Raw genomic sequence first — 15,271 nt, 5'->3', positions numbered from 1 at the left:
GGGCGGAGCGAAGCCGGGGAACCCGGATACCTTCCCTCCGCCGGTGCTAACCGGTTCAGGTTCAACGGGTTCGCGGTATCCGCATCTCAGCCGGGCGCGCTGGGCACCCCCGGCACCCCGAGGTGACATCAAGCATAGGCGATGGCGCGCGTCCCGCAAGGGGAATCCGCTTGAGCGTCCGCCCCCGCCCCGCTATCCCGAAAGGGACAGCTATCGGGAGGCCCGGGATGAGCTACAACACCTTCGGACATCTGTTCCGCGTCACCACTTGGGGCGAAAGCCACGGGCCCGCGCTTGGCGCGACGGTGGATGGCTGCCCGCCGGGCATCCCGGTGGACGAGGCCTTCATTCAGGTGTTCCTCGACCGCCGCCGTCCCGGCCAGTCGAAGATGACCACGCAGCGGCAGGAGGCCGACCGGGTCAAGATCCTGTCCGGCGTGTTCGAGGGCCGCACCACCGGCACGCCCATTCAGCTGATGATCGAGAACACCGACCAGCGCAGCAAGGATTACGGCGAGATCGCCCGCCAGTTCCGCCCCGGTCACGCCGACATCACCTATCACCAGAAATACGGCATCCGCGACTATCGCGGGGGCGGGCGGTCCTCGGCGCGGGAAACGGCGGCGCGGGTCGCGGCGGGCGGCGTCGCTCAGGCGGCGCTGCGCGCGCTGGCGCCGGGGCTGCGGATCACCGGCTACATGGTGACGATGGGGGTGAAGCAGATCGACCGGCTGCGCTTCGACCGCGAGGAAATCCTGCGCAACCCGTTCTTCATCCCCGATGCGGCGGTGGTGGACGAATGGTCGGATTACCTCGAGGCGATCCGCAAGAACCGCAATTCCGTCGGCGCGACGATCGAGGTGGTGGCCGAAGGCTGCCCCCCCGGCCTCGGCGCGCCCATCTATGCCAAGATGGACAGCGATCTTGCCGCCGCGATGATGTCGATCAACGCGGTCAAGGGCGTCGAGATCGGCGAGGGCATGGCCGCCGCGCGCCTCACCGGCACCGACAATGCCGACGAGATGCGCATGGGCGGCAACGGGCAGGTCGTCTACGAAAGCAACCATGCGGGTGGCATCCTTGGCGGCATCACCACGGGCGAACCGATCGTGGTGCGCTTTGCGGTCAAGCCGACCTCCTCGATCCTGACACCGCGGGATTCCGTGGACGTCGAGGGCCATGACGTCGAGGTCGTCACCAAGGGTCGGCACGATCCCTGCGTCGGCATCCGCGCCGTGCCGGTGGCCGAGGCGATGATGGCCTGCGTCATCCTCGACCATCTGCTGCTCGACCGCGGGCAGACCGGCGGGGTGCGCGGCCGCATCGGCTGAGCCGGGCTTGCCGCAAACGGATTGCGGTCCTAAGTTAGACGGACTGACCCGGAAGGGAAGCCGATGACCGCCACAGATACGACGCCGACGATCCGCAAGGGACGCAAGTTCGCGCAGGTGCTGGAAGGCGCCCGCACGATCTTTCTGCGCGACGGGTTCGAGGGCGCCTCGGTCGACGAGATTGCCCGCGTGGCCGGAGTGTCGAAGGCGACGCTCTACAGCTATTTCCCCGACAAGCGGCTGTTGTTCCTTGAGGTCGTGCGGGGCGAATGCGCCCGCCGCGTGGACGATGCGGAACGGCCCCTGCAGGCGACCACCTCGGCGCCCGAGATGCTCTGCGCCGTCGGCAGCCGGATCGTCGATTTTATCGTGTCGGATTTCGGCGTGGCGATGTTCCGCTTCGGCGTGGCGGAAGGGGAACGTTTCCCCGACATCGGCCGCGATTTCTATGAAGCCGGGCCGATGATGCTGCGCCGTCGGCTGGTGGCGCAACTGCGCGAATTCGCCGCGCGGGGCGAGCTGGCGATCGAGGATTTCGATCTGGCGGCGGATCAGTTCGCGGAATTGTGCAAGGTCGATATCCAGTCGCGGCTGATCCTTGGCGTCAGCAGCCGCATCACCGCGCGCGAACGCAACCGCACCATCGCCGGCGCGGTCGAGATGTTTCTGGCGCGCTATGGGGCGGCGCGGACGTAGCGTGCGGCGCCGGTTCCCAGAATGACGAAAAGGTCGCCCTGCGCGGTGATCCATTCGCGCCACGTCTGGCCTTGTCGGGCCTGACAGACGTCGAGGTCGGGCAGGGCTTTCAGCATTTGCGGATTGACGGACTGCATCGGCAACATGCCGTCTGGCGCTGTTTTGAGAAGTCGATGCAGGGCTGTGCGCAGCTTTTCGTTCTGCGTGGGTGCCGCAGCGGCCGGGGGTGCCGCTGGCGCGGCGACCGGAGGCGCTGAGATCGGCTGCGTGTTCTGGTTGGGGACGGATTGGGGCAAAACCGTATAGCTTTGTGCCGCCTTGCGCAGGCGTTGCGACAGGTTTTCCGTGCCGATGCAGTGAAATGGCATCCGCCGCTCGCGCAGGTAATGCGCCAGATGGCAGAAATCCCCGTCTCCCGTCGCCAGCACGATCCCGGTCACCGCGCCGCCCAGAATCAGATCAAGCGCCTCGATGCAGATCAGCAGATCGGTGGCGTTCTTGCCGGTGCCGGAATGGATGAAACGCAAATGGGCCTCTTGCAGCCAGCCATTCGCGGTGGCGGCGTTGCCATAGACCCTGCGCACGGACAAAAGACGCTTGTGCGATGCGGCCCTGAGGATTTCGGGATAGAGACTGGATCGGATATTGTCTCCGTCGATCAGCAGTGCGAAGGTTGGTTCGGTCATACTCTGGCCCGTGGTTTTGGGCATCAGATCCCGGCAATGCGGCGAAATCGCGGCTGGGGCGGGGTCAATTCTGGCGCAGGCGGGCCCACAGCCTGCGGTGCAGCGCGAACAGCAGCACCGTCAGCAGGCCCAGCAGTCCGACGGCAACGAAACCCGCGCGCTTGCGAGCCTCGAGCTTCGGCTCCGCCGTCCACATCAGGATGGCCGAGACGTCCTCGGCCATCTGCGGCAGGGTGGCGGGGGTGCCGTCCTCATAGGCGACCATGTCCTCGAACAGGACCTGCGGCATCGCGGTCCAGCCGCCCGGGAAGACGGGGTTGCGGTAATAGACGGTGCCCGCCTCTTCCTTCGTATCCTCGGTGAAGGCGGCGAGATAGGCGGCGATGTATTCCGGCCCGCCCTGACCGCGCCAAAGCTGGGTCAGCCCGGTGCCGAAGGGGCCGTGGAACCCGGCGCGGGCCTTGGCCATCAGGCTGAGGTCGGGACCCATCCCCTCGCCCTCGCGGGTGGGGAAGGGGTCTGTCGCCTGACGCGGGCGATCCGCGCCATCGGCGGTCGGCACGGGGTCGAGCAGGTCCATCAGGTCGCGCAACCGATCCGCCGTCAGCATGGGGCCGCCCGGCTCGGTCAGGCTGCGCAGGGGCACGTATTTCAGCCCGTGGCAGGCGGAGCAGACCTCGGAATAGACCTGAAGCCCGCGGCGGAGCTGCGCGGTGTCATAGGTGCCGAACGGCCCCTCGAACGAATAGGCGATGTCGGGGACGGGTTGCGCCAGCGCGGGTCCGGCGCAGAGGATGGCGATAAGGGCGGCGCGGATCATTTCCCGGCCTCCTCGATCGTGTCGGGGGCGGGGCGGGACTTTTCGAAACGCGGCAGCAGCGGCAGGATCACGAGGAACCAGAGGAACCAGTAACCCGTCGCCGCCAGCGCTATCCCGTCGTAGGGAAAGGCGGCGGGCCGCGCGCCGACCCATGTCAGCACCGCGAAATCCAGCACCAGCAGCCAGAATCCCACCCGGAACAGCGGCCGTTGCGCGCCCGAGCGCACCGCCGACCGATCCAGCCACGGCACGAGGATCAGCACCAGCAGCGATCCGAACATCGCGAGGACGCCGAACCTTTGCGCGTCGATCACGCCAAAGGTCAGCCTGTCCGCCGCGATCACCACCCAGACATCGGCGGTGAAGGCGCGCAGGATCGCGTAGAAGGGCAGGAAATACCACTCCGGCACGATATGCTCGGGCGTCACCAGAGGGTTCGCCTCGATGTAGTTATCGGGATGGCCAAGATAGCCGGGCATGAAGGCGGTGACGGCGGCAAAGATCACCAGCACCAGCGACAGCGCCGCCAGATCCTTGATCGCGAAATACGGCCAGAAGGGCAGGGTGTCGCGCCGCCGCCCCTCCGGATCGCGGCGCGGCTCGACCCCCGCGGGGTTGCTGTTGCCGGTGGTGTGAAAGCCCCAGACATGCAGCGCCACCAGCGCGACCATGATGAACGGGATCAGGAAATGCAGCACGAAGAAACGGTTGAGCGTCGCATTCCCCACCGATGGCCCGCCCAGCACCCATTCCTGCAAGGCCGGGCCGATGCCGGGGATCGCGCCGAAGATGTTGGTGATGACCGTCGCCGCCCAATAGGACATCTGCCCCCAGGGCAGCACATAGCCGGTAAAGGCCACTGCCATCATCGCCAGATAGAGCATCATGCCGATGACCCATGTCAGCTCGCGCGGGGCCTTGAAGCTGCCGTAGTAGAGGCTGCGGAAGATGTGGACATAGACGGCAAGGAAGAACAGCGAGGCGCCGTTCTGATGCACGTAGCGCAGCACCGCGCCGCCGTTCACGTCGCGCATGATATGCTCGACCGAGGCGAAGGCCAGCCCGATCTGCGGCGTGTAATGCATCGCCAGAACCACGCCCGTGGCGATCTGCATCACCAGGCAGAAGACCAGCACCATCCCCCAGATCCACCACCAGTTCAGGTTGCGCGGCGTCGGGATGCTCAGCGTGTCATGGATCAGCGCCATGACCGGCAGACGCCGGTGCAGCCATTTGCCAAAGCGGGTGCGGGGGGCGTAAGGCATGCTCAGCCCAGCCGGATCGTCGTGTCGTCGATGAACCGCGCCAGCGGCACCGGCAGGTTGCGCGGCGCGGGGCCTTTGCGGATGCGGCCCGCCGTGTCGTAATGCGATCCGTGGCAAGGGCAGAACCAGCCGCCGAAATCCCCCGCGCCGTTGCCGACCGGCACGCAGCCCAGATGGGTGCAGACGCCGACCATCACCAGCCATTCGCCCGCCTCGTCCAGCGTGCGGTTCCCGTCCTGCGCATCCGTGCCGGGACGGTTGGCGTTTTCCGCCTGTCGGTCGATCAGCGCGGCCAGATCGACGGCGCGCGCGGCCGCGATCTCCTCCGGTGTGCGGCGGCGGATGAAGACGGGCTTGCCGCGCCATGTCACCGTCAGTTGCATGCCCGGCTCGACGGCGGAGACATCGACCTCGACCGAGGCCTCGGCCCGCACGTCGGCCGAGGGGTTCATCTGGTCGATCAGCGGCCAGACCGCCGCGCCGGTGACCACCGCCCCGGTGCCAAGCGTCGCATGGCACAGAAAGTCGCGGCGATTGCCGGTTTCATCCTCTGGGGGCATGGTCACTCTCCTTCGGGGCCATTTCTATCCGCCCCCGCCGCCCCCGTCGAGCCCGCCTCCCGCCGCACCTCGAAGGCCGCGCAAAAGGCGCGCGCCTCTCCCCTTCATTCTTCCATAAATATCCCGGGGGTGAGGCCGCAGGCCGAGGGGGCTGGCCCCCTGCGCCCTCTCCGCCGGGCGGATCAGTCCGGCGCCAGCATATAGCCCAGCCCGCGCACCGTCTGCAGGTAGCGCGGCTCGCGCGGATCCGGCTCGATCTTGCGACGCAAACGGGTGATCTGCACGTCGATCGCGCGGTCGCCGGTCGTTTCGTCCGAGGGCGCGGTGCGGTCGCGGCCAAGCTCGTCGACCAGATCGGTGCGCGTCACCACCTCGCCCGCGCGGGCGGCGAAGATCCGCATCAGCACGCCCTCTGTCGCGGTCAGACGCACCGGGCTTTCGCCCTGCCACAGCTCGCCCCGGTCCTGATCGTAGCGCAGCGGGCCGAGCGTCAGGTATTTCGGCCCGGTCGCCACTTCGGAGGGCATCCGGCGCAGGATGGCGTTGATCCGCAGGAGCAGTTCCTTCGGCTCGAAGGGCTTCGGCAGATAGTCGTCGGCGCCGGCCTCCAGCCCCTCGATCCTTTCGCGCGTTTCGCCGCGGGCGGTCAGCAGCAGGATCGGCGTGCGCATCTTGCGGCGCAGGTCATGCGTCAGGCTCAGCCCGTCCTCGCCGGGCATCATCACGTCCAGAACGATCAGGTTGAATTCCAACCCCGCCAGCAGTTTGCGCGCATGCGCCGCGTCGCGCGCCGTGGTGACCAGAAAGCCGTTGCGGACAAGGAATTTCTGCAACAGGCCGCGGATCCGTTCGTCGTCGTCGACGATCAGCAGGTGGGGGGCATTGGCTTCCGCAGGCATCAGGGCTGATCCTTCAGCATCTGATAGTGGCGGCGCATGTCGGGGTCCATCATCTGTTCCAGCACCATGCGGAACCCGGCCACTGCCTGCGGCCCGGCGGCGCGATAGGCCCCGCGCATGCGGTTGCGCTGCGCCTCGGACAGTTCGCGTTCCAGCACCTGCCCCGCCTCGGTCAGATACAGATGCCGCGCGCGGCGATCCCGCCGGCCGATGCGGCTTTCGACCAGACCATCCTCGATCAACGTGCGCAGCACGCGGTTGAGCGACTGCTTCGTCACCCCCAGCACGGACAGCAGCGTCGTCACCGTCAGCCCCGGCTCGCGGTTGATGAAGTGGATGGCGCGGTGATGCGCCCGGCCGTAGCCGTGCTTTTCCAGAATCCGGTCCGGGTCGGCGGTAAAGCCGCGGTAGGCGAAGAACATCGCCTCGATCCCGCGGCGCAACTGCTCGTCGGTCAGGAACAGCAGGGTTTCTCCGCCCTGCGTGCCGCTGTCTGCCATGTGTAACCTTCCTCGCTTTTCCGCGATTTTAGGGCAGCCTTGTTGACTTTCCAAGAATCAATTGTTACCGACGCGCATCTTTTGCGCAACTTTATGACCATGATGGCCGATAACGGCGCAATATTAGCAAAATTCCGGGGGATGAAGGAGCGTAAAATGACCGGGTCGTATGAAGATCGCGATGGCTGGATCTGGATGGACGGCAAGATGGTCGAGTGGCGCAACGCGCAGGTCCATGTCCTGACCCATGCGCTGCACTATGCCTCCTCGGTGTTCGAGGGCGAACGTTGCTACGACGGCAAGATCTTCAAGGGGGTCGAGCACAGCCGGCGCCTGCGCAGATCGGCCGAGCTTCTGGACATGGAAATCCCCTATTCGGTCGAAGAGATCGAAAAGGCGAAATACGACATGCTCAAGGCGAACGGCTGGACCAACGCCTATGTCCGCGCGCTGGCCTATCGCGGCGCGGGGGACGAGATGGGCGTTTCCGCGGTCCACAATCCGGTGCGTCTGGCGATCGCGGGCTGGGAATGGGGCGCCTATTACGGCGACGCCAAGATGAAGGGCGCGAAGCTCGACATTTCCAAGTGGAAGCGGCCCTCGCCGGAAACCATCCCGGTGGCGGCGAAGGCCTCGGGCCTTTACATGATCTGCACCATGTCAAAACACGCGGCGCAGGCCAAGGGATGCTCGGACGCGCTGTTCTTCGACTATCGCGGCTATGTGGCCGAGGCGACCGGGGCCAACATCTTCTTCGTCAAGGACGGCGAGGTGCATACCCCGCTGCCGGATGCGTTCCTGAACGGCATCACCCGGCAGACGGTGATCGATCTGCTGAAGCAAAAGGGCATCCGCGTCTGGGAACGCCATATCGAACCCTACGAGATGGAAGGCTTCGAGCAATGCTGGCTGACCGGCACGGCGGCCGAGGTGACCCCGGTCGGCGAGATCGGCCCCTATGCCTTCGAGGTCGGCGCGCTGGCCCGCGATATCGCCGAAACCTACGAAAGACATGTCCGCGCCTGAGGGGTCGGGGCGCCCCGAAGGGGGCGCCGCGCTCAGGTGACGGGGCTTTCCTGCCGGTCGATGCGCAGGAATTCCTGCACCTTGCGGGCCGTGCGCGTGGTCACCGGGCGCTGACCCAGTTCCTGAACCGCGGGATGGACGCCTTCGCGCCGGGCGAGATCCAGAAAATGCTTCACCCTTGCACCTTCGGCCTTCGGGTTCGCGCGGTCGATGAGATGACGTGTCATGGGGCTGCCTCCTTCAGCTGGTTCATGTTCCCCATATAGCACCGAATCGGACCTATTGCGATGGCGCGAAGCGTCGCAGGCCGTAAACGATACGTCAGCCCTGCGGGGTGGAGGCCTTGCGCTGCTTGCGCCGCTCGATCCCCAGCTGCCGTTCGCGGAAGATGATCAGCACCCCCGCCGCGATCACCACCGCCGCGCCCAGGAGCGTCGTGGCGGCCGGAACCTCGCCGAAGATGTAATAGCCGATCACCAGCGCGAAGAGGATCGAGGCATAGTCGATCGGCGCCAGCAACGAGGCATCCGCATAGCGATAGCCCGTCGTCATCAGGATCTGCGCCGCCCCGCCCAGAAGCCCCGCGCCGATCAGCAGCACCGCCTGTTCCGGCGTCGGCATGACCCAGCCGAAGGGCAGGGTGAACAGCGACAGCGCCGAGGCCGTGCAGGCGAACCAGAAGGCGATGGCCGTGGGGCGCTCGAAATTGACCATGCGGCGGATCTGCACCGCCGCCAGCGCCGAAAACCCGGCCCCGATCAGCGCCAGCATCGCGCCGAAGGTTTCGTTGCTGGTGCCCATCGTCTCGCCCACATGTCCGCCAAGCTGCGGCCAGAGCACGATCAGCACCCCGGTCATGCCGATGACCACCGCCGAGATCCGCACGATCCGCACCCGCTCGCCCAGAAACAGCGCCGCGAAGACCACCGTCAGGATCGGCGCGGCATAGCCGATGGCCGTCGCCTCCGGCAGCGGCAGGAAGGCGAGCGCGGCGAAGTTCAGCGCCATCGCCGTGGTGCCGATGATGCCGCGCAGGATGTGGCTTCCCGGTTGCTTCACCGCCAGCCCGCCGTGCAGCCCGTGCACGATCACCAGCCAGCCCAGAATGGGGATGATGCCGAAGAAGGAGCGGAAGAACACCAGTTCGCCCGGCGGCACGGTATCGGCCGTGGCCTTCAGCATGGCGGACATCGCGACGAACAGCACGACCGACGTGAGTTTCAGCGTGATGCCCTTGATCGAGGAGGAGGGGACGAACTCGGCGGCGGGCATGATGCCGCTTCCCTATCCATCCATGCGGGGGGTTGCAATATGCGGTTTAGCGGCCCAGCCGAACCAGCGCCCACTGCGCTGCTTCTGCCACGGTCGGGTCCGGATCGGCGGTCAGCGGCCGCAGCGCCGGGGCCAGTCCCGGGTCGGCGGAATTGCCGATCGCATAGGCGACGTTGCGCATCATCCGGTTACGCCCGATCCGCTTGATCGGCGAGCCCGCGAATCGCGCGCGGAAGGCCGCATCGTCCAGCCCCGCCAGTTCCGCCAGCGGCGGCGCGCCCACCCGTGCGGCATAGCCGATCTCGCGCGCCTCGGCGGCGAACTTGTTCCACGGGCAGGCGGCCAGACAATCGTCGCAGCCATAGATCCGGTTGCCCAGCAGCGACCGCAATTCGGGATCGACCGGCCCCTTGTGCTCGATCGTCAGGTAGGAAATGCAGCGCCGCGCATCCAGCCGGTAGGGCGCCGGAAAGGCCTTGGTCGGGCAGGCGTCCAGACAGGCGCGGCACGATCCGCAATGGCTGACCTCGGGCGTGTCGGCGGGCAGCTCGAGCGTGGTGAAGATCGCCCCCAGAAAGAACCAGTTGCCCAGATCGCGCGACAGCAGGTTGGTATGCTTGCCCTGCCAACCCAGCCCCGCCGCCTGCGCCAGCGGCTTTTCCATCACCGGCGCGGTATCGACGAACACCTTGATCTCGCCCGGCAGGCCGCGCCGCCCGGCCTCTTCCAGCAGCCAGCGCCCGACCCGCTTCAGCCGCCGCTTCACCAGATCGTGGTAATCCTTGCCCTGCGCATAGACGCTGACCGCGCCGCGGTCGGGCATCCGGGTCACCGCGCGCGGGTCGTAACCGGGGGTATAGACCTCGGCCAGCATGATGACGGATTTCGCCGCGGGCCAGAGCGCCGCCGGATCGCCGCGCCATTCCACCCGCTCGGCCATCCAGCCCATGTCGCCATGATAGCCCGCATCCAGAAACGCCCGCAGCCGCGCCATCGCCTCGGGGATGGCATCCGGGCGCGTCACGCGCAGCGCGGAAAACCCCTCGGCCAGCGCCCTGTCGGTCAGAAGGGCTTTCAGCGCTTCCACCGGCGTTCCATCTGCGCGCATGCCAGAACCACCCGGACGACTCCCTTTCCCCTTCGTGTTTCCATAAATATCCCGGGGGTGAGCCCGGCACGGGCGAGGGGGCTGGCCCCCTGCACCCCCTCCACGGATACCGCGATCAGGATATCACGATCCGGCCCCGCCAGTCCCCCGGCAACGCCGCCTCAGAAATCCAGTTCCGCATATTGCGGCGCGGGCGGCATCCCGGGCAGCTGATCCGCCAGCAGCGAGCGGAACGCCGGGCGCGACTTGATCTTGGCATACCAGTCCTTGACCGAGGCCTGCCGGTCCCAGTCCACGTCCGAGATATAGTCGAGACAGCTCAGATGCGCAGCGCCGGTGAAATCGGCGAGCGTCATCACATCCCCCGCAAGCCAGCGGCGCTGATCCAGCAGCCAGCCCATGTAGTCGAGGTGGAACTTGATCGCGGCAAGCCCCTCCTTCACCGTGCGGCTGTCGGGGTGGCCCTTCTTCATCACCCGCTTCCAGACCCGTTCGTTCATGATCTTGCGGGTGACCTCGGCGTTGAACTTGTCGTCGAACCAGCCGCAGATCCGGCGCACCTCGTAGCGCGCCTCGGCGCCGCGCGGCATCAGCGGCGGGTTCGGATGCGTTTCCTCGATATATTCGCAGATCGCCTGGCTTTCCGGCAGGGTCAGGTTCTCGGTGCGCAGGATCGGCACCTTGCCGGCCGGATTGCGGCGCAGGAAATCCGGGCTCGGGTCCCAGTATTTCTCTTCGACCAGCTCGACCTCGATCTTCTTTTCCGCAAGCGTCAGGCGCACCTTCCGGCAGAAGGGCGAGAGCGCGACATGATACAGGCGGTTCATCGACTGTCCCGGATTGTGGTGATTTCCCCTGTGATACGCGCGGGCGGACGGGGGATCAATGGCCGAAGGGTTAATTGCGCCGGCCTCGGCCCTTTGGTGCCGGTTCGGGCAGCAGCTCGGCCAGCAGGTCGATCAGCCCGCGCAGCCAGTCGGCATCCTCCCAGAGATCGGCCTCGATCCGCCACCAGGGTTTCGCGCCGGGGTAGGGGAAGCCCTCGACCGGATCGCCAAGGTAGGCCGTCACCGCGGGCAATTGCCGCACGAACAGCGCATCGTCGCACAAAAGCGCCAGCGTCTTGTTGCCCTGCTTCACCGCATATTCGCCGAACATCCTGTGCAGCCGGACCCGGCCGCCCAGTTGTTCCAGCAGGAAGTCCGCCGTTTCGGGGGCCGTCGCCATCAGAAGCTCCGCCGTGCGCGCAGCGCCGCCGAGATCGTGCCATCGTCGAGGTAGTCGAGCTCCCCCCCGATCGGCACGCCCTGCGCGAGGCTGGTGATCCTCACGCCTGTCGGTTCCAGCGTCTCGGCGATGTAATGGGCGGTGGTCTGCCCCTCGACCGTGGCGTTGAGCGCGAGGATCACCTCCTGCACCCCCTCCGCCCCGATCCGGTCGAGCAGCTTCGGGATACCCAGTTCCTCCGGCCCGACGGCTTCCAGCGCCGACAGCGTGCCGCCCAGAACATGGTAGCGTCCCTTGAAGGCATGGCCGCGTTCCATCGCCCAGAGGTCGGCCACATCCTCGACCACGCACAATTCGCCCGTGGCGCGGCGGGGATCGGCGCAGATGTCGCAGATCTCGCCGGTCGAGATATTGCCGCAGACCGCGCATTCCCGCGCCGTATCCGCGACATGGCCCATCATCTGCGCCAGCGGCGCCATCAGCCCGGCGCGCTTGCGGATCAGGTGCAGCACCGCGCGCCGCGCCGAGCGGGGGCCAAGCCCCGGCAGCCGCGCCATCAGCGCGATCAGGTCCTCGATCTCGTCGCGCGCGCCGGACATCAGAGCGGCGGCAGGTTCACGTCGGTCGGCAGGCCGAGTTCTTCCAGCAGCTTGCGCTGTTCCTCCTGCGCCTTGACGGTGGCGCGCGCCTGCGCATCGCGGATCGCGGCAAGGATCAGGTCCTCGACGATCTCCTTTTCCGAGGCGACGAGGATCGACGGATCGATGCTCAGCCCCGTCAGTTCGCCCTTCGCCGTGGCGCGCACCTGCACCAGCCCCGCGCCCGATTCGCCGGTGACGGTGATCCGGCCCAGCCCGTCCTGCAGCGAGGCCATGCGTTCCTGCATGTCCTTTGCCGCTTTCATCATCTTGGCCATGTCACCAAGCTGACCCAGTCCCTTGAACATCGCCTTCTCCTCGGTTGGCAGGGGTCAACCGTCCTCGAACGGGTCCCATTCATCTTCGACTTCGGGCAGGGCTTCGGCCTGCTGTTCCTGCACGATGTCGCGGGCGAGAGTGATATCCTCGAATTGGGCGGCGGGGAAGGCCGCGAGAATGGCCTGCACCACGGGGTTGCCCTCGCGGGCCTCGTTCTCGGCGGCGATCCGCCCGGCGTCGCGGACTTCGGCGATGGTGGGGGCGCCGCCCTCGTTGACAATGCTGACGCCCCATCGCGCGCCGGTCCAGCCCTGAAGCCGCGCCTGCAACACCTGCGCCAGATCGCGCGGCGCGCCGGGGGCGGGAACGAATTCGATCCGGCCGGGGCTGTAGGCCGCCAGCCGCAGGCCGTTCTCGACATCGACGAGCAGCTTGACATCGCGCATCCGGCGGATCAGCTCGACGACGTTTTCAAAGGTGGCGAAGGCGGCATAGGCGCCGGGCGCGGCCGCCACGGCCACCGCCGCGCCGGAAGGTCCCGCAGAAGCAGGCCCGGCCGTCAGCGAAGGCCCGCGCAGGATCGCCCGTGTCGTCGTGGCGGCGGCACCGCCATTGGGCGCCGGGCCGCCGCGTCCGGCGGGGGAGCCATTGCCGGATTGCAGCTTGCGCAGCAGCGTTTCCGGATCGGGCAGGTCGGCCACATGGGTCATGCGGATCAGCGCCATTTCGGCGGCCATCATCGCGTTCGGGGCGGCGGAAACCTCCTCGATCGCCTTGAGCAGCATCTGCCACAGCCGCGACAGCACCCGCATCGGGATCGCCGCGGCCATCGCCTGCCCGCGGGTGCGTTCCTCGGGCGGCACGGTCGGGTCGTCGGCGGCCTCGGGGGTGATCTTGATGACCGAGACCCAATGGGTGATCTCGGCCAGATCGCGCAGCACCGCCATCGGATCGGCGCCGTCGGTATATTGCGTCGAAAGCTCCGTCAGCGCCGCCGCCGCATCGCCCTTCAGCACCATGTCGAAGAGGTCGAGCACCCGCGCCCGGTCGGCGAGCCCGAGCATCGCCCGCACCTGATCCGCGGTGGTTTCCCCTGCCCCATGCGCGATCGCCTGATCGAGCAGCGACATCGCATCGCGCACCGATCCCTCGGCCGCGCGGGTGATCAGCGCCAGCGCGTCGGGCGCGATCTGCGCATGCTCCAGCCCGGCGATCTTCGCCAGATGGGCCATCATCACCTCAGGCTCGATCCGGCGCAGGTCGAACCGCTGGCAGCGCGACAGCACGGTGACGGGCACCTTGCGGATTTCCGTCGTGGCGAAGATGAATTTCACATGCGCGGGCGGTTCCTCAAGCGTCTTCAGCAGCGCGTTGAAGGCCGAGTTCGACAGCATGTGCACTTCGTCGATGATGTAGACCTTGTAGCGCGCCGAGGTGGGCGCATAGTGGACGGAATCCAGCACGTTGTTGCGGATGTCGTCCACCTTGGTCTGCGAGGCGCCGTCCATCTCGATCACGTCGACATGGCGGCCTTCGGCGATGGCGCGGCAGTTCTCGCATTGCAGACAAGGCTCGGTCGTCGGGCCGCCCTTGCCGTCGGGGCCGGTGCAGTTCAGCCCCTTGGCGATGATCCGCGCGGTCGTCGTCTTGCCGACCCCGCGCACCCCGGTCATGATGAAGGCATGCGCGATCCTGTCCGCCGCGAAGGCGTTCTTGAGCGTGCGGACCATGTCCTCCTGCCCGATCAGATCGGCGAAGGTGGCGGGGCGGTATTTGCGGGCAAGAACCTGATAGCCGGTGGGCGCCGTGTCGGGCATGTGGGGATCCTTTTGTCGCGCGCCAGTCTAGTGTCCGCGCCGTCCGTGTCAAATCACCTGCGCAGCACCCCCGCGCCCCGGCCGGCGGGGAGGGTAACGAATCAATTAACGCGTGTTTTTCAGGTGACGATTTTCATCAACTTTATCTTAACTATTTTGTGCGGGACCGGACCGTGGCCGATCGCACACAGTTCGCGGCCTGTCTGTCAACCTCGCAGGAACAATGTCTGGGCGTCTGCGGTGGATGTTTCCGTTTCAGCTAATATACGGATTTTTATGGTAAAAATTCAATTTCAACTACTGTGATCCCCATCATTTGATCTACATTCTGCCAGTGCACAGTCGGATGTTCCGCTGTTATGCCAGTTCTGGAGTGTATTCATGTTCAAGACCATTCTTGCCGCTTCGGCCATCGCATTCGCGACCCTTCCGGCTGCTGCGGCCACCCTCAGCGACTATATCCCGGCCGACTCGTACATCGGCGGCCACATCTATGTCGCCTCGACCGGCGAGGTCTCCGTGACCTACATCGGTTCGGATGCCGCGTTCACCAACGTGTCCTATTTCGTGAAGGACGGCAGCGATCAACTGCTGTTCACCAATGTCACCGCGGGTCAGGGGACGATCAGCCTTGGCTCCTTCACGGCGGGCACCGAGCTGGTGTTCTCGATGACCTCGATCGGCGGGGGCAACGTGCAGTCCTTCCTGACCGGCACCGAATATGCCAAGGCCGGTTATGTCAACGATTACGGCTTCGTCGTCGCCTTCGAAGACACGATCAACGGAGATGACGACTACAACGACCTGGTGTTCGGCGTGTCGAACGTGACCTCGACGTTGCCGGCGGTTCCGGTTCCGGCCGCGCTGCCGCTGATCGCCAGCGCCTTCGGCGGCCTGCTGGTGCTGCGTCGCCGCCGCCGCGCCTGAGCGCAAGAGTTAGTGACGTACGAGTGCCGCCGCCTCCGGTTCAGCCGGGGGCGGTTTTTTCATGCCGTGACGCCGGTCGGGCAGGGCATGCCAATGTATGGGGGAGGGGTGAGAGGCTGGACATCGACCCAAGCGGGGCTCGTTGCGGCTGCTTCCTTCCGGACCTGACCGGGTTGGCGAGGCGCTCGCCCGCGCCAACCTCTCCCGGCTCATATAGAAA

General features: G+C 66.5%; 18 protein-coding genes, 1 other RNA gene and 1 riboswitch. Of the genes, 4 read left to right on the top strand and 15 right to left on the bottom strand.

From position 1 onward, the window contains the following. Window positions 1-15: 15 nt before the first annotated feature. Window positions 16-130: riboswitch (TPP riboswitch) on the bottom strand. Between the two features lie 97 nt (window positions 131-227). Both aroC and D2T30_RS07490 read left to right on the top strand, forming a co-directional pair. Continuing rightward, the gene (gene aroC / locus D2T30_RS07495; protein ID WP_128208362.1) at window positions 228-1,331 is read left to right on the top strand and encodes a chorismate synthase; all 1,104 of its coding nucleotides are present in this window, start codon (window positions 228-230) and stop codon (window positions 1,329-1,331) included. A 63-nt stretch (window positions 1,332-1,394) separates the two neighbouring features. Next, the gene (locus D2T30_RS07490; RefSeq protein ID WP_128183569.1) at window positions 1,395-2,027 is read left to right on the top strand and encodes a TetR/AcrR family transcriptional regulator; all 633 of its coding nucleotides are present in this window, start codon (window positions 1,395-1,397) and stop codon (window positions 2,025-2,027) included. Here the strand turns inward: D2T30_RS07490 and D2T30_RS07485 are convergent. The 6 genes from D2T30_RS07485 to D2T30_RS07460 form a co-directional block, all read right to left on the bottom strand. Beyond that, the gene (locus tag D2T30_RS07485) at window positions 2,006-2,713 is read right to left on the bottom strand and encodes an NYN domain-containing protein (protein ID WP_164884245.1); all 708 of its coding nucleotides are present in this window, start codon (window positions 2,711-2,713) and stop codon (window positions 2,006-2,008) included. The two genes, D2T30_RS07490 and D2T30_RS07485, sit on opposite strands and share 22 nt — an antisense overlap. A 64-nt stretch (window positions 2,714-2,777) precedes the next feature. Next, window positions 2,778-3,533: a cytochrome c1 gene (locus tag D2T30_RS07480; RefSeq protein WP_128208360.1), complete on the bottom strand. Its 756-nt coding sequence runs from the start codon at window positions 3,531-3,533 to the stop codon at window positions 2,778-2,780. Continuing rightward, a complete protein-coding gene (locus D2T30_RS07475) occupies window positions 3,530-4,798 on the bottom strand; it encodes a cytochrome b (RefSeq protein ID WP_128208359.1) in 1,269 nt (422 codons plus the stop codon). Before D2T30_RS07475 ends, D2T30_RS07480 begins: the two co-directional genes overlap by 4 nt. Window positions 4,799-4,800: 2 nt before the next feature. Continuing rightward, window positions 4,801-5,358, bottom strand: a complete 558-nt coding sequence (petA, locus tag D2T30_RS07470) for a ubiquinol-cytochrome c reductase iron-sulfur subunit (protein ID WP_128208358.1) — start codon at window positions 5,356-5,358, stop codon at window positions 4,801-4,803. A 182-nt stretch (window positions 5,359-5,540) separates the two neighbouring features. After that, a complete protein-coding gene (locus D2T30_RS07465; RefSeq protein WP_128183559.1) occupies window positions 5,541-6,257 on the bottom strand; it encodes a response regulator in 717 nt (238 codons plus the stop codon). After that, window positions 6,257-6,757, bottom strand: coding sequence for a MarR family winged helix-turn-helix transcriptional regulator (locus D2T30_RS07460; protein WP_128183557.1), 501 nt, complete (start codon window positions 6,755-6,757; stop codon window positions 6,257-6,259). The genes D2T30_RS07465 and D2T30_RS07460 overlap by 1 nt, the downstream gene beginning before the upstream one ends. Window positions 6,758-6,913: 156 nt before the next feature. Here D2T30_RS07460 and D2T30_RS07455 point away from each other — a divergent pair, with 156 nt between their 5' ends. Next, complete coding sequence (locus tag D2T30_RS07455) at window positions 6,914-7,783, top strand: branched-chain amino acid aminotransferase (protein WP_128208357.1); 870 nt, start codon at window positions 6,914-6,916, stop codon at window positions 7,781-7,783. 32 nt (window positions 7,784-7,815) lie between these two features. Here D2T30_RS07455 and D2T30_RS07450 read toward each other — a convergent pair whose 3' ends face one another. From D2T30_RS07450 to D2T30_RS07415, 8 genes are all read right to left on the bottom strand, one after another. Beyond that, window positions 7,816-8,010: a hypothetical protein gene (locus tag D2T30_RS07450; RefSeq protein ID WP_128208356.1), complete on the bottom strand. Its 195-nt coding sequence runs from the start codon at window positions 8,008-8,010 to the stop codon at window positions 7,816-7,818. A gap of 94 nt (window positions 8,011-8,104) precedes the next feature. Beyond that, on the bottom strand, window positions 8,105-9,055 hold the full coding sequence (locus tag D2T30_RS07445) for a DMT family transporter (RefSeq protein ID WP_128208355.1): 951 nt from the start codon (window positions 9,053-9,055) through the stop codon (window positions 8,105-8,107). 46 nt (window positions 9,056-9,101) lie between these two features. Further along, window positions 9,102-10,163 carry a tRNA epoxyqueuosine(34) reductase QueG gene (gene queG / locus D2T30_RS07440; RefSeq protein ID WP_128208354.1) on the bottom strand — a complete coding sequence of 354 codons (1,062 nt, stop codon included), beginning with the start codon at window positions 10,161-10,163 and terminating at the stop codon, window positions 9,102-9,104. A 161-nt stretch (window positions 10,164-10,324) separates the two neighbouring features. Next, entirely contained in the window at window positions 10,325-10,990 is a 666-nt protein-coding gene (gene fzlA, locus D2T30_RS07435; RefSeq protein WP_128183547.1) for an FtsZ-binding protein FzlA, read from the bottom strand. A gap of 70 nt (window positions 10,991-11,060) precedes the next feature. After that, the gene (locus D2T30_RS07430; RefSeq protein ID WP_128208353.1) at window positions 11,061-11,390 is read right to left on the bottom strand and encodes a TfoX/Sxy family protein; all 330 of its coding nucleotides are present in this window, start codon (window positions 11,388-11,390) and stop codon (window positions 11,061-11,063) included. Beyond that, window positions 11,390-11,989 (bottom strand): recombination mediator RecR, encoded by a 600-nt coding sequence (gene recR, locus D2T30_RS07425; protein WP_128183543.1) that lies wholly within the window; start codon window positions 11,987-11,989, stop codon window positions 11,390-11,392. Before recR ends, D2T30_RS07430 begins: the two co-directional genes overlap by 1 nt. Beyond that, entirely contained in the window at window positions 11,989-12,336 is a 348-nt protein-coding gene (locus D2T30_RS07420) for a YbaB/EbfC family nucleoid-associated protein (protein ID WP_128208352.1), read from the bottom strand. Before D2T30_RS07420 ends, recR begins: the two co-directional genes overlap by 1 nt. A 24-nt stretch (window positions 12,337-12,360) precedes the next feature. Continuing rightward, entirely contained in the window at window positions 12,361-14,124 is a 1,764-nt protein-coding gene (locus D2T30_RS07415; RefSeq protein WP_128208351.1) for a DNA polymerase III subunit gamma/tau, read from the bottom strand. 381 nt (window positions 14,125-14,505) lie between these two features. Here D2T30_RS07415 and D2T30_RS07410 point away from each other — a divergent pair, with 381 nt between their 5' ends. Next, a complete protein-coding gene (locus D2T30_RS07410; RefSeq protein ID WP_128208350.1) occupies window positions 14,506-15,051 on the top strand; it encodes a hypothetical protein in 546 nt (181 codons plus the stop codon). 106 nt (window positions 15,052-15,157) lie between these two features. Here the strand turns inward: D2T30_RS07410 and ffs are convergent. Next, window positions 15,158-15,256, bottom strand: an RNA gene (ffs, locus tag D2T30_RS07405) — signal recognition particle sRNA small type. Window positions 15,257-15,271 lie beyond the last annotated feature (15 nt).

It is taken from the genome of Paenirhodobacter populi (assembly GCF_004022215.1).
Taxonomy (GTDB): domain Bacteria; phylum Pseudomonadota; class Alphaproteobacteria; order Rhodobacterales; family Rhodobacteraceae; genus Rhodobacter; species Rhodobacter populi.
The sequence above is the reverse complement of the archived record's forward strand: the minus strand, read 5'-3'. Positions and strand labels throughout refer to the sequence as shown.